This is a genomic window from Tabrizicola sp. YIM 78059 (genome assembly GCF_004959785.1).
Classification (GTDB): domain Bacteria; phylum Pseudomonadota; class Alphaproteobacteria; order Rhodobacterales; family Rhodobacteraceae; genus Tabrizicola; species Tabrizicola caldifontis.
This window is the reverse complement of record NZ_SJZH01000014.1, coordinates 15,747-28,787: the sequence shown is the minus strand read 5'-3', so window position 1 is coordinate 28,787 and position 13,041 is coordinate 15,747. Positions and strand designations below refer to the sequence as shown.

General features: G+C 65.1%; 13 protein-coding genes. 7 read left to right on the top strand and 6 right to left on the bottom strand.

The window, feature by feature from the left end; translation table 11 throughout:
* Nucleotides 1-76: 76 nt before the first annotated feature.
* Complete coding sequence (locus tag EZM81_RS15525; RefSeq protein WP_135450858.1) at nt 77-535, bottom strand: Lrp/AsnC family transcriptional regulator; 459 nt, start codon at nt 533-535, stop codon at nt 77-79.
* A 161-nt stretch (nt 536-696) separates the two neighbouring features.
* Here EZM81_RS15525 and ald point away from each other — a divergent pair, with 161 nt between their 5' ends.
* Nucleotides 697-1,815, top strand: coding sequence for an alanine dehydrogenase (gene ald, locus EZM81_RS15520; protein ID WP_135450857.1), 1,119 nt, complete (start codon nt 697-699; stop codon nt 1,813-1,815).
* Between the two features lie 62 nt (nt 1,816-1,877).
* Nucleotides 1,878-2,483: a sulfite oxidase heme-binding subunit YedZ gene (locus EZM81_RS15515; RefSeq protein ID WP_136646334.1), complete on the top strand. Its 606-nt coding sequence runs from the start codon at nt 1,878-1,880 to the stop codon at nt 2,481-2,483.
* A gap of 39 nt (nt 2,484-2,522) precedes the next feature.
* Here the strand turns inward: EZM81_RS15515 and mscL are convergent, their stop codons facing one another.
* From mscL to EZM81_RS15490, 5 genes are all read right to left on the bottom strand, one after another.
* Nucleotides 2,523-2,894 carry a large conductance mechanosensitive channel protein MscL gene (gene mscL / locus EZM81_RS15510; protein ID WP_136646333.1) on the bottom strand — a complete coding sequence of 124 codons (372 nt, stop codon included), beginning with the start codon at nt 2,892-2,894 and terminating at the stop codon, nt 2,523-2,525.
* Between the two features lie 240 nt (nt 2,895-3,134).
* Nucleotides 3,135-3,746, bottom strand: a complete 612-nt coding sequence (locus EZM81_RS15505; RefSeq protein WP_371685763.1) for a hypothetical protein — start codon at nt 3,744-3,746, stop codon at nt 3,135-3,137.
* A gap of 24 nt (nt 3,747-3,770) precedes the next feature.
* The gene (locus EZM81_RS15500) at nt 3,771-3,941 is read right to left on the bottom strand and encodes an aa3-type cytochrome c oxidase subunit IV (protein WP_346763311.1); all 171 of its coding nucleotides are present in this window, start codon (nt 3,939-3,941) and stop codon (nt 3,771-3,773) included.
* Nucleotides 3,942-4,040: 99 nt separating this feature from the next.
* Entirely contained in the window at nt 4,041-5,069 is a 1,029-nt protein-coding gene (locus tag EZM81_RS15495) for an MBL fold metallo-hydrolase (protein WP_248298243.1), read from the bottom strand.
* A complete protein-coding gene (locus tag EZM81_RS15490) occupies nt 5,066-6,769 on the bottom strand; it encodes an acyl-CoA dehydrogenase (RefSeq protein WP_136646332.1) in 1,704 nt (567 codons plus the stop codon). The genes EZM81_RS15495 and EZM81_RS15490 overlap by 4 nt, the downstream gene beginning before the upstream one ends.
* Before the next feature lie 112 nt (nt 6,770-6,881).
* Between EZM81_RS15490 and EZM81_RS15485 the strand changes: the two genes are divergently transcribed.
* The 5 genes from EZM81_RS15485 to EZM81_RS15465 all read left to right on the top strand — a co-directional run bounded on the left by EZM81_RS15485 (nt 6,882) and on the right by EZM81_RS15465 (nt 12,949).
* Nucleotides 6,882-7,823 (top strand): L-threonylcarbamoyladenylate synthase, encoded by a 942-nt coding sequence (locus tag EZM81_RS15485; RefSeq protein ID WP_136646331.1) that lies wholly within the window; start codon nt 6,882-6,884, stop codon nt 7,821-7,823.
* A gap of 164 nt (nt 7,824-7,987) precedes the next feature.
* Nucleotides 7,988-9,058, top strand: coding sequence for a hypothetical protein (locus EZM81_RS15480; RefSeq protein WP_205909996.1), 1,071 nt, complete (start codon nt 7,988-7,990; stop codon nt 9,056-9,058).
* A gap of 160 nt (nt 9,059-9,218) precedes the next feature.
* Entirely contained in the window at nt 9,219-10,346 is a 1,128-nt protein-coding gene (locus EZM81_RS15475) for a hypothetical protein (RefSeq protein WP_136646330.1), read from the top strand.
* A 136-nt stretch (nt 10,347-10,482) separates the two neighbouring features.
* Nucleotides 10,483-12,411, top strand: a complete 1,929-nt coding sequence (locus EZM81_RS15470; protein ID WP_371685762.1) for an ATP-binding protein — start codon at nt 10,483-10,485, stop codon at nt 12,409-12,411.
* 16 nt (nt 12,412-12,427) lie between these two features.
* The gene (locus EZM81_RS15465; protein WP_169052391.1) at nt 12,428-12,949 is read left to right on the top strand and encodes a HEPN domain-containing protein; all 522 of its coding nucleotides are present in this window, start codon (nt 12,428-12,430) and stop codon (nt 12,947-12,949) included.
* The last annotated feature ends 92 nt before the right edge of the window (nt 12,950-13,041 follow it).

Genomic DNA, 13,041 nt, shown 5'->3' with positions numbered 1-13,041 from the left:
AGCCTTTGCGGAGCCCCTCTCCCTCCCCCACAAGGGGGGAGGGAAGCGCCTTGCGACTTGGCCGGAGTGATCGGGTCTAGACGGACAGCGCCGTGGTGCGCACCACCGTCCGCAAGGCGAAGGAGGACTGCATCTGCCGCACCCCCGGCAGGCGCGACAGGAACTGACGGTGGATGCGGGCGAAATCCTCGGTATCCTCGGCCATGATCTTCAGCAGGTAATCCGCCGTCCCCGCCATCAGGTGGCATTCCAGCAGGTCCGGCACCCGCGCCACTTCACGCTCGAAGGCATCCAGAAGCTCCTCTGCCTGGCTTTGCAGCGTGATCTCCACGAAGACGGTGGTCATCCGGCCCATCTTCCGCGGGTCCAGCAACGCGACATAGCCGGCGATGAACCCTTCTTCCTCCAGCCGCTGCACGCGGCGATGACAGGCCGAGGGCGACAGGTTCACCGCCTCTGACAGTTCGGCGTTGGTGATGCGGCCGTCCTTTTGCAGGACGGTCAGGATGCGGCGGTCTGTGGCGTCAAGATCCATGTCGCTGGTGATTTCTTCGGTCAAAAAGGCGTCTTGCGCAGAAATCTACTGCAACCTGCCCCTTCGGTCACCCGGAAATCAAAGCATTTTCACGGCAAGAGGCGCAAAATTTCCTCACAAGCATGACAGCGGGCCGCCGTGCCACGCAGGGAGACACACAGATGAAGATCGGATGCCCGAAAGAGATCAAGCCGCAGGAATTCCGCGTGGGCATGACCCCGGATGCCGCGCGCGAGGCCATCGCCCACGGCCATGAGGTGGTGATCGAGACTGGCGCCGGGGTTGGTGCCGGTTTTTCCGATGCCGACTATCTGGCCACCGGCGCCAGGATCCTGGACACAGCGGAAGAGGTCTTTGCCACCGCCGACATGATCGTGAAGGTCAAGGAACCACAGGCAGTCGAACGCAAGCGCCTGCGCCAGGGGCAGGTGCTGTTCACCTATCTGCATCTTGCGCCCGACCCGGAACAGACCAGGGATCTGCTGGCCAGCGGCGCCACCTGCATCGCCTATGAAACCGTCACCGACGCACGCGGCGGCCTGCCGCTGCTGGCCCCGATGTCCGAGGTTGCCGGCCGTCTGGCGCCGCAGGTTGGTGCCTGGACGCTGCAAAAGGCCAATGGCGGGCGCGGGGTGCTGCTGGGCGGCGTGCCGGGCGTGGCCCCGGCGAATGTGGTGATCATCGGCGGTGGCGTCGTGGGCACGGCGGCGGCGCGGGTTGCCGTGGGCATGGGCGCACGGGTGACGGTGCTGGACCGTTCGGTTCCGCGGCTGTCCTATCTGGACGACATCTTCCACGGCAAGCTGGTGACCCAGTATTCCAGCGCCGGCGCGTTGGCCGACTTGGTGCGGACCGCCGACATGGTGATCGGCGCGGTGCTGATCCCCGGCGCGGCGGCACCGAAGCTGATCAGCCGGGCGCAGCTGTCCGAGATGAAGCCAGGCGCGGTGCTGGTGGATGTGGCCATCGACCAGGGCGGCTGCTTCGAGACCTCGCGCCCGACCACGCATCAGGATCCGATCTACGAGGTGGATGGGATCATGCACTACTGTGTGGCCAACATGCCGGGCGCGGTGGCGCGCACCTCGACCCAGGCGCTGGGCAATGCGACGCTTCCCTTCATGCTTGCACTGGCCGACAAGGGCTGGCGGCGGGCCTGTGCCGAGGACCGGCATCTGCTGAACGGGCTGAACGTGCACGCCGGCAAGCTGACCTATGAAGCCGTAGGCAAGGCACTGGGCCTGCCCACGATTTCCGGCGAAGAGGCCCTGAAACTCTGATCCAGATCACGACGGACGCCCCCGTTTCGTGCATGAATGGGGCACCGGATGAAAGGTGCCCCATGACCCTGACAGGCCAGAAACCCTCTACCCTGATTCTCTGGGCCGTTCTTGCGCTGCCCGTCCTGCCGATGATCGGCCCGCTGTTGGGCAACGATCCAGAAGCCTTCCACCACCTTTTGCGCCCGACCGGCGAATGGGCCGCACGGTTCATGATCATCGGGATGATGGCGTCGGGGCTGATGCTGTTGTTCAAGGGGAAAAGCTGGCCGCGCTGGCTGCTTCACCACCGCCGCGACATCGAGGTGGCGGCCTTCGCCTATGCCGCGCTGCACACGTTGGTCTATGTGATCGACCGTGGCAGCCTTGACCGCATCATCGACGCGCTGAAGCACACCGAGATCTGGACCGGCTGGCTTGCCTTCCTGATCTTCGTGCCGCTGGCGCTGACGTCGAACGACGCCGCGCAACGCCGGATGCATGGGGGCTGGAAGCTGCTGCAACGCGCCGCCTATCCGGCGGCGGTTCTGGTGCTGATCCACTGGGCCGCGCTGCACAACTGGGGCAGCTGGCAGCCCGCCGCCGTGCATTTCGCGCCGCTTGTCGCGCTGTGGGCCTATCGCGCATGGTACTGGTATCTGCGCGAAAGGCCCGGAAGGCCAGCTTGACCAGGCCCGCGGGGTTTGCCGCAGGCCGGTGTCCGGTGTTCAGCGCTTCTTCAGCTCGGCCAGGATTTCCTTCAGCAGGTCGTTGTCCGACGGTCCCGGGGGGGCGGCCGGGGCTGCTTCCTTCTTTGGCATCAGCCGGTTTACCGCCTTGACGATCAGGAACACCACCCAGGCCACGATAAGAAACTTGATGACCGCGTTGATGAAGCTGCCGATGGCAAACTTGGCGTCACCGATCGCAAAGCCCCAGCTCGAGAAGTCGATTCCGCCGACGATAAGCCCGATCAGCGGGTTGATCAGGTCATCGACGAGGGAGGTCACGATCGCGGTGAAGGCCGCCCCGATGACCACGCCGACGGCCAGATCCAGAACATTGCCGCGCGCAATGAAGGTCTTGAATTCGTTAAGCATTCCACGGTTCCCTTTGTTCGCCTGCCTTGACCGGCAGTCGTTCTGACTTGACGGGTGCCGAAACCCGGACCGACTATTGCACAGGACAGGCGGTTCCCAACGGGAAATTTCACCAGACCCGGTCCGATCCGGCAGGGCTGGGCTCCGCTCGTCTCATCCGGGGGCACCTGCCGCTGCCGCCCCACAGCCCAGACGCTCAGCAAGGAGTGCCGCCTTCATCGACGAGCGATCGGGCCGGCGTCATCCTTCCAGGGGGTCGCCGTTGCGCTGGACGATCAGCACCCCGTGGTTGTTGTCGTCGTCGTCATCCGTGATGACGCGCGTCGATACGCCCGGCAGCTCGCCAAAGGCGCTGGACAGCTTCTTCGGATACAGGGTGGACGGCATCGACTGGAAACCCGGGGTCGAACGCAGCACACTGGACGTGGCCTGCGTGCACATCGCCTTCGGCACGGCGCCATAGGCCTTCACCTCGCGCAGCACATGTTCGGCCACCTCGGGCGAGACATATACCTTCTGCTCGATCACGTCGTAGGTCTTGCGCGCGTGGTAGTCGATATAGAAGGCAAGGGCCTTGTCGGTCATGCCGAAATGCACGTCATTGCGTTCCGGCAGGCGGGGGTGATGCCAGGTTCCCGCCGGGTCGAAGATCACCCGCTCCGAAGCATTCACCAGGATCGCAGAATGCGCGCCCGAACCCGAGGACTTGTTGACCACCGTGTAAAGCGTGATCGACGGGGGGTCGTCCGAAACGAAGCGCGCGGCCTGCACCTGTTCCTCTGGCGCCCAGACCGGCTCGGCCCCGCAGGCCGCAAGACCGAAAAGCGCAGTCAGCGCAAGGACCAGGCGCAGCATCGGCATTCCGATGATCGCGGATCAGGAGTTCGCCAGCGCAAGGAAGACGAGGATCGCCAGCGCGATGCCAGCCACCCAGACCGACATGCGGATGAAGCCCGCGAAGGTCTTTTCCTGCTCGCGGATGTCCATCGAGCCGTGCTTGTGTTCGGCGTGGTGCTGGTCGGCCATGGTTCCCGTTCCCCTTTTCATTGGTCGTTTCCATGCCCATAGCCGATTCACCCCCGGCTGTCACGGGGGCGCAGTCGCCCCAGCCCAGGCCTGGGCATTGCAGCCTTGCCGCCGCTTGCATCAGGCCACGCGTTCCCAGGCCCAGGCGCCGGTTTCGGTCAGGCCCCGGGTGACCAGACCGCGCCGCATCAGGCAGTTCAGGTGCGCGACCGATTCCACCAAAGCCAGCGAGAACTCTGCCGCTCCGATCTCGCGCCGGAAAAGCGGCAGGAAGCAGTCGGTCGCGGTGCGCGGGGTGGCAAGGTGGTCTAGCAGACGCGCGAGCGCGCTTTCATGGTTCCCGATCATCTGCGTCAGGCGAAAGGGCAGGCCCGTGAAGGGCAGCTTGTGGCCCGGCAGGACCAGCTGGTCGTCGGACGCATGGGCCTGAAAGGCGCGGCAGCTTGCCAGCCATTCGGTCAACGGGTCTGCCTCGGGTTCGGTCGGATAGACCCCGATGTTGGCCGAGATTCCGGGCAGAAGCTGATCGCCGCCCAGCACGATGCCGTCGTCGGACCACAGCGTCGCATGGTCTGGTGCATGGCCCTGGCCAATGCGCACCGTCCAGTCGCGCCCGCCCGCGCGCAACCGCTGCCCCTCGGTCAGCCGCATGAAGCCCAATGGCATCGGATCGACGACATCGGCAAAGTTGAAGGGTCTTTCCCCGGCCCGTTTCGCAAGCTCTGTCTCTGACAGCCCGGCACGGCGGTAGAAGGTCAGCGCCTCGGGCGAAGGCCGGTCCTGCACGTCAAGGGTCAGCATCCGTGCGTAGAGCCAAGCCGTGCGGCTGGCCCAGAGCTCGGCCCCCCGGGACTGGAACCAGCCGGCAAGGCCCACATGATCCGGGTGGTGATGGGTAAGGATCAGCCTGGTCACGGGCTTGCCGGCCAGGGGGCCTGCCAGGATCCGCTGCCAGATCGCCTTCGACCGTTTGGAGGACAGGCCGGCGTCGATGATCGTCCAACCCTCGCCGTCATCCAGCGCATGGATGTTCACATGGTCCAGCGCCATCGGCAGCGGCAGGCGCAGCCACATGATTCCCGGCGCTACCTCGATGGCCTCGCCTTCGCGGGGCGGGGCGTCGAAGGGATGCAGGATAGAGTCGGTCACGCGGCCAGATCCTTGGCGCTGAGGGCATAAAGCCCCGCCGCACCTTCGCGTGTCTGCGCCAGAAGCGCCAGATGCTCGGGCAGGAGACGACGGATGAAGAAACGCGCCAGCGGTTCGCGGGCAGGGTCGGCCAGCGTCGCTGCAAGATGCGCATCCGCCCCCAGTACCAGGGCAAAGCCGTGCAGATAGGGTACCGCTCCGGCGAAACGGTCGTTCGAAGCCTGCTGGACCAGCGCCCCGGTTGCCCAGCGGAGCGCATCCGCCGCTTGCCGGACCTCGCCCGCCAGATCGGGCAGCGTGTTCCGCGCGACCTCGGCTCTTTGCTGCACCTCGTCGATCAGCCGGAAGGCGGCATCGCCGCCATCGGCCAGCTTGCGCCCCACAAGGTCCATCGCCTGGATGCCGTTCGTCCCCTCGTAGATCGGGGTGATCCGCGCATCGCGCAGGAACTGCGCCGCGCCGGTTGCCTCGACATAGCCCATGCCGCCGTGAACCTGAATACCCAGCGAGGCGACCTCGCAGCCGATATCGGTGCCGAACGCCTTGGCGACGGGCGTAAGCAGCGCCGCGCGCGCCTGCCAGTGCGCCTCGCCCGTGGCGGTGGCCATGTCAATGGCGACGGCGCAGGCCAGCGCGATCGCGCGTGCGGCAAAGACCTTTGCCCGCATCGTGGCCAGCATCCGGCGCACGTCGGCGTGGTCCAGGATCGGCCCGTCCTTTGCCAGGGGCGTTGCCCCCTGATGCCGGTCGGTCGCATGGGCAAGCGCCTGCTGCAAGGCCGCCTCGGCCAGCCCGACGCCCTGCACTGCGACCGACAGGCGGGCGTTGTTCATCATGGTAAACATTGCCGCCATGCCCCTGTGCGGACCACCCACCAGCCAGCCCCTGGCACGGTCATACTGCATCACGCAGGTCGGACTGCCATGGATTCCCAGCTTGTGTTCCAGGCTGACCACGCGCAGAGCATTGCGCGGGCCGGGATTGCCGGCGGCGTCGGGAAGGAATTTCGGCACCATGAACAGGCTGATGCCCTTCGTTCCTTCTGTCGCATCCGGCAGGCGGGCCAGCACCAGATGGCAGACGTTCGACACCAGATCGCTGTCGCCCCACGTGATGTAGATCTTCTGCCCGCTGATCGCATAGGTTCCGTCGCCCAGAGGTTCCGCCCTTGTCCGCAAGGCGCCCACATCGGTGCCTGCCTGCGGTTCCGTCAGGTTCATCGTGCCCGACCATTCGCCCGAGATCAGCTTCGGCAGATAAAGCGCCTTCAGTTCGTCGCTTGCATGATGTTCCAGCGCCTCGATCTGGCCCTTGGACAGCACGGGCTTCAGATGCAGCGCAAGGCAGGCGCCCGACATCATGTCGTCCACCGCCGTCGCCAGCGCGATCGGCAGCCCCATCCCGCCAAAGTCGGGGCTGGCCGCCATACCGACCCAGCCGCCTTCCGCCAGGGCCCGATACCCCTCGGCGAAGCCGGGCGTTGAGACAACCGCCCCGTTTTCCAGCCGTGCGGGATGCAGGTCTCCGGCCCGGTTCAGCGGGGCGAGAACATCCGTGGCAATCCGCCCGGCCTCGGTCAAGATTGCCTGCACCATGTCCGGCGTTGCCTCGGCAAAGCGCGCGGTCGCGGCGACCCGGGAAAAGCCCACGACGTGGTCCAGGATGAAGCGGATGTCCCTGACCGGGGCGCGATAGGGCATGTGATCCTCCGTCGGACGGCTTGGCAAGGCAGAGGGGCTGGCTTATGGACGGCCCAGGGCCGCACGCTAAGCCATTCCCTTCGCCCTTCAAGCCGGACGCTGCGTCAGAACCATGACCGAGATCCTCGCCCCCGACGATGCCGGAATCGCCCGGGCGGCAAGCCTGCTGGCAGCCGGAGAGCTTGTCGCCTTCCCGACCGAGACGGTCTATGGTCTGGGCGGCGATGCGCGTTCCGACCTGGCCGTGGCTCGGATCTTCGAGGCAAAGGGGCGCCCCAGCTTCAACCCGCTGATCGTGCATCTGCCCGATCTTGCCGCGGTGGAACGCGTGGCCGAGATCAGCGCACGGGCGCGCGATCTGGCCAGGGCCTTCTGGCCGGGGCCCCTGACGCTGGTCCTGCCTCTGCGCCACGGTGCGGTTTCGCCTCTGGTCTCCGCGGGCCTTCCGACCGTGGCGGTGCGGGTGCCGGCCCATCCGCTGGCGCAGCGCCTGTTGCGCGCCTTTGGCGGGCCGGTCGCGGCACCTTCGGCCAACCCTTCGGGCCGCGTTTCGCCCACAAGGGCCGATCATGTGCTTGACGGGCTGTCTGGCCGCATTGCTGCCGTGCTGGACGGCGGCCCCTGCGCCGTTGGGTTGGAATCGACGATCCTTCTGCCCGACCCCGACCCTGTCCTTCTTCGCCCTGGCGGCCTGCCGGTCGAGGCCCTGGAGGCAGCATTGGGCGTCCCCGTTGCCATCGGCGGCGATGCGGGCAAGCCGATGTCGCCGGGCCAGCTTGCATCGCACTATGCCCCCGATGCGGCGCTGCGGCTGAACGCGACCGAAGCACAGCCGGGTGAGGTTCTGGTCGGCTTCGGCCCGGTCAGGGGCCAGCTCACCCTGTCCGAGACCGGCGATCTGGTGCAGGCGGCAGCGCGGCTGTTTCATGCCCTGCGCGAGGCCGACCGGCTTGCCGGCCCCGGCGGGCGTATCGCCTTTGCCCCGATACCTGAAACCGGCCTTGGCCGCGCAATCAATGATCGCCTGCGCCGGGCCGCGGCACCAAGGGGCTGAGCGCACGCGCCGACACTGCAACTGCGCCGGGCTTTCCCCTCTTGGCGTGCGTTCGCAGTTGCTGCAAGACTTGTGGCGTTATGATGCGCAGGAAATGCGCAGAGGCATGATGTAATTTGCCGTAACATTACTATGTGATGCCGACACCATTGGCGGAGGATTCCATGGCCGATTTCGAGACGCAGATCAGGGAAAGCCAGGCGCAGGTTGCCGAAGCGCAGGCGAAGATCTCTGCCATAACCAGCCGGATTGAGGCGGCCCGGTCGAAGCTGGACCAGGGAATCAGCCTGGACGTGGAGAATGCAACGCTGGAAGACGTGCACAAGCACACCGAACTGATGAACGCCAACATCGCCGAGCTGATTATGGGGCTGGACGACGTGACTGCCGGATTTTCCAGGGAATTCAGCGAGATGCGGTCGAAAACCGGGCTTGAGAGCTTTATCGGCATCTTCGCTCCGGCCAAGGCGGAATCGATGCGGCAGGAGCGGATGCGGGCGGCAACGATCGATGACAAGTTGCAGGATCTGATCTCCAAGTCGGACGTGATCGTGAAGCTGTTGCAGGGCCAGTTGGACCTGCTGAACACCCAGAAGGCGCGGGTAGAGGCGAATCTGGCCTCGACGCTGAGTGATCGCGAGGAAACCGTGGCGGCCCTGGAGGCGGTGCGGGCCGAGATCGCGGCGATGGATCCGAAGATCATCGAGCTGGAGAACCGGATTGCCGTCGAACAGGACGCGGCGGCACGGACGAAGCTGGAGACGGAGCTGGCGACGCTGAACGCGAAATACAACGCTCTGGTGCAGGACGAGCAGGTGAAGCTGGCGAAGTCGCAGACGCTGGAGCGGTATATCGAGAAGGGCAAGACCTGGGTTGACAGCTTGCAGAACCAGGCGGCGACGCAGCTGGTGCTGATCAACAAGCTGCAGACGGATACGAAGCAGCGGGTGGTGCTGTATGATGCGCTGACCTCCAGCTTGAAGACGGCGCAGCAGCAGGACGTGGCGCACCGGATCAACGAGATCGGGGTGAAGACCGACCAGGAGGCCCAGACCGCGATGGCGGCGATCGGGGCGGCGACGAACGACAAGATGGCCGACATGCTGGAAGCGCATGAGGGGCACATGGTGTTCGCGCGGCAGATCCTGGAGCAGAAGGCGAAGGCGGATGAACGCTTTGCGCGCAGGTTCGCGGCGATTGTCGAGAAACACGACAAGAACGCGTATGGAGAGTAGGGGCGCGGCATCATGGTCCTGCCCGTTCCTGTCCGTCCTGCCATGACCGCCTGGTCGCCGGTCGAGCATCAGAACTCCGGCCTGCACGCTGCGCCTCCCTCCCCCACGGGGGGGAGGGGTTGCACTGGCTGCACCTTGGCGCCAGGCGACGGGTCCGCTCATGCCTGACCCCACCGTCAAGGACGTCCTTACCTCGGACCATCACGAGCTGTACGACACGCTTACAGCGCGGCGCTATTTCGCCAAGTTCGGCACGATCACGGGGCATCTGGGCCGGGTGGCGGCGGAGTTGGAGAATGAGGGGAAGCTGACGCGGACCGAGGCGCGGGTGCTGGGGCGGTATCTCATGGCGGTGGCGGGGACTTTCCGGGCGCTGTCGAACAAGTACCTGATGACAGGGCGGGGCGAGGGCGCCCCCAGGCTCACCATCGACCGGCATGAGAGCGGCTTTCCGGTGGCGCAGGAACTGATGATCATGGCGGTCGATGCCCAACAGGCCGCTAAGCATCTGGCGGGCATGCCTTCGGAGGCCGAGCTGAAGGACCGGATGATCCGGCAGATCGTGGGGGATTTGACCATCCCCACGGCGCTGCAATTCGCGCTGTCGCAGCGGTATTACTACGAGGCGCTGCTGGCGGGCGGCATCTTCTGGGCGCGGAACGACCCGGATGCGCAGTGGATCCGGGATCTTGGCGAGCGGCGGCACTTTCTGGTGCACTGGGCGGTCTGGGATACTCAGGCCAACCTGCCGGTGGTCTATCTGATGGATCTCGAGGATTCCGGCCGCAAGCCCCTGCCGACCGATGCCTACCGTTGGCCGCAGGCGCAGGCGGCGCTGATGGCGCAGTCGGTGGGCGGGCTGAAGCTTTTGACGATTGCCACGGGCTTCGACAAGGATTTCGACGACCTGCACCCGAAACGGCTGCGGCGGATCATCCTGGGGCCGATGTATTCGGCCAGTTTCACTCTGCAATCCGGCCCGATCTCGATGGTCCTGCAAGGGGCGAAGGCGCCGGAGGGCGAGGACTGGGCGCTGGTCTGGACGGTGGAGGATCTGGTCAGCGACCGCGAGGAGGCGGTGAAGGACGGGTGGTTTTCCTCGTCGCTGCGGCAGGTCTACAGGCTTGACCCGATCGCCGGGGCGGAGATCGGGGCCACGCGGCAGGACCGGATGATCATCCTGCCGGAACGGCCCTATCAGGTGCTGGTCGAGCAGAACCCGGCGGGGCTGCGCGGCTACAGAAAGTTCGTCGTGGGTGCCGGGGGGCGGCTCATTCCGACGTTGTGACCTGGGGCGGCTCCAGGGGCGCTGCCCCGGACCCCGGAGTATTTCTGAAGAGGGCAAATCCGGCCGGTCTTGCTCTTTTTCCAAATACTCCCGCCGGAGGCGAACGGTGGGGCGAGGGTTCTCGGTGGAGGAATTGATGAGCACGCGCGACACGATGGAGCTGAAGGAAGCGACGATCCGGGCGCAGTATGAGGCGGCCTTGGGGATGGTCTTCGGCTTCGATCATGCGCCGCGGCTGGCGAAGCCCTTGGTTCAGGCGGTTCAGGTGGAGCGGTCTCCGGGGGTTGGCACGCGGCCCACGTTCCGCTCGACCGTGCCGGGAATGGCGGCGCGGACGACGGCCAGGCCCGGGGGGGTGCGCCTGGCGGAGCGGATCGAGGGGCTGGGGGATGGGCTGGTCTCGCCCGTGCAGGCGGCGGTGCTGAACGCGCTGCGGCGGGCGCTGGCGATTGCGCTGGCGATGGGGGAGACGTTCTCGGCGCAGTCTGGTCTGGCGGAACTGAAGAAGGCGAACCTGGAGGGGCGGGTGCCGGATGCCCGGCGGGCGGAGTTCGGGGAATTGTTGCAGGGCGAGGCGCTGGTGGTGCTGTTCACCTTCGCCAATGCGCTGGCCTATCTGATCGCGCCGAATGTCGGGCCGGGGACGGTGGAGCTGGGCGAGGTGGAGGAGGTGTTGACCGATAACGCTCCCCTCGCCTTGCAAGGCGCGCTGTGGGAGCTGGATCAGGACATCGGGGCGCTGGCGACGGATGACGCGAAGCTGGTGGCGGTGGTGTCGGCCTTTGCCGAGGCGCTGATGAAGAAGGTGCAGATCCGGGCGGAGAATGGGGCTCGGGTGTCGGTGTTTACTGGGGCCTCGTGGAAGGTCGAGGCGGACGGGCTGACCATCGCGGGGTTCAAGCCGGCGAAGGCGGCGAAGGGCGGCATGATCGCCATGGCCTTCAAGCAGCCGCATGAGGTGGTTGGGAACCACATCGCGAAGTATCAGTCCATGCGGCTGGCCAAGATGCTGATGGCCTATGACTTCGAGCGTCGGCTGAACCCGTTTGCGGAACTGGGCGGGTTCATCTTCACCTTCATGGGGGATGGCAGGCCGGGGACGGGGAAGACGACCCTCATTCAAATGATGGCGGGACTTCTGAACGATTACTGCAAGGTGGCGGGCTATCCGTTCCGCTACCAGAACTTCTCCATCGACCAGATCGACAGCTATCAGGGCAAGTCGGGGCAGAACGCCAAGGCCTTCATCGATGCGATCCTCGACCCTTCGGTCATCGGCTTCGGCACCATCGACGACATCGACCAGGTGGCCGGCAAACGGGGCGACCGGCAGTCCAGCGCGGGGCAACAGGAGGTGACGGCGGTCTTCATGCAGGCCTTTGCGGGCGCAGGGACGGTGGTGCGGGGGAACTGCACCTTCGGGATGTTCAGTAATTACCCGGAGAACGTGGACGACGCCCTGCGGCAAAGGGCCGGGGCACGGTTCCTGGTGGACGGGCCGCAGACGAAGGAGGATTACATCGACATCCTCTCGCTTCTCTTGGGGAAGAACCATTCCATCCCCGTTGGGGACCATCAGTTGTTCGCTGCGCAGGAGATCAGGAAGGCCGTCGCCGCCAGCTTCGAGGGGCATTCGAAGCCGCAGGAAGAGGGCTTGATGAGGGTGTGGGAGAAGGTGTCGGCCGAGATCGGGAAGCTGGATACGCTGGCGAAGATCGGGGCCTATCTGAAGGCGATCCAGCAGGCGGATGAGCGGTTCACGGGCCGGGCGATCAAGAACATCACCGATGCGGTGAAGGTCCGGGCGATGGACTTCGAGCTGCCGGACGAGTGGATGGAGGAGCCGGACCTGTTCCTCTTCAAGCCCTATGACGAGAAGCTGGCGATGATCCGGGGCCTGATGACGCCGATCACGGTGGAGATGGTGATCCAGGAGATCAACCGCTACGCCGACAGCGAGTTCCGCTATGCCGACAAGTCGGACGAGGTGGCCATCGAGGCGATGGTGCGCGAGTTCGGTCGGACGGAAGAGGCGAAGCGGCGGTATCTGGAGGGCAAGGGGTGAAGGTATGCCATTGAGTTTGACGGCGCTTGACGAGGTCATCAATGCTCGGGTTTCGCTGCATGGAGGAGGCAGGGGGGCACCAGCAAAGCTTGGCGATGGCACCAGAGAGGGGCTAGCACTAAACAAGGCGTGCATAGTTCTGCTATCGGCTGCATTGCAGTCGTACGTTGAGGATGTCTTTCTGGAATGCTCCTTCAAAGCATTTGGCAGAACGCTTGTTAATGACGAACTGAAGAATTATCGCGCGACTTGGAGCAGATGGGGCAATCCCAACCCAAACAACATTACCACCCTATTTCGGCGGCTTGGTGTCGATGACGTATTGGAAGGTCTTAAGTGGCAGAAGCAGTCTACGCTGCAACTCAAGAACACTCTCGATGCAATCAATCAGGTCCGAAACTGCATCGCACACGGCTCCGACATAAAGGTCGACAAGAAGGATTTTCCCTTGCATTTGGCAAGAATCCGAAGGTGGAGGAATACTTGTGACCAGTTTGGTGCACGTTTTGGCGACCACGCTAAAGCAAAGATAAAATGAAACGCCTAATCCAGCGCGGCTTCAAGTTCGGAAACCCGATCGAGGTCTCCTCCCCGGCCCCCCACCCCCAGCCCTTCCCCACGAGGGGGAGG

Bases quoted from the DNA above. Each gene is read 5' to 3' on its own strand.
- EZM81_RS15515 (WP_136646334.1), top strand. From the start codon at position 1,878: ATGACCCTGACAGGCCAGAAACCCTCTACCCTGATTCTCTGGGCCGTT.
- ald (WP_135450857.1), top strand. From the start codon at position 697: ATGAAGATCGGATGCCCGAAAGAGATCAAGCCGCAGGAATTCCGCGTG.
- EZM81_RS15500 (WP_346763311.1), bottom strand. From the start codon at position 3,941: ATGAAAAGGGGAACGGGAACCATGGCCGACCAGCACCACGCCGAACAC.
- EZM81_RS15480 (WP_205909996.1), top strand. From the start codon at position 7,988: ATGGCCGATTTCGAGACGCAGATCAGGGAAAGCCAGGCGCAGGTTGCC.
- EZM81_RS15490 (WP_136646332.1), bottom strand. From the start codon at position 6,769: ATGCCCTATCGCGCCCCGGTCAGGGACATCCGCTTCATCCTGGACCAC.
- EZM81_RS15475 (WP_136646330.1), top strand. From the start codon at position 9,219: ATGCCTGACCCCACCGTCAAGGACGTCCTTACCTCGGACCATCACGAG.
- EZM81_RS15485 (WP_136646331.1), top strand. From the start codon at position 6,882: ATGACCGAGATCCTCGCCCCCGACGATGCCGGAATCGCCCGGGCGGCA.
- mscL (WP_136646333.1), bottom strand. From the start codon at position 2,894: ATGCTTAACGAATTCAAGACCTTCATTGCGCGCGGCAATGTTCTGGAT.
- EZM81_RS15470 (WP_371685762.1), top strand. From the start codon at position 10,483: ATGAGCACGCGCGACACGATGGAGCTGAAGGAAGCGACGATCCGGGCG.
- EZM81_RS15525 (WP_135450858.1), bottom strand. From the start codon at position 535: ATGGATCTTGACGCCACAGACCGCCGCATCCTGACCGTCCTGCAAAAG.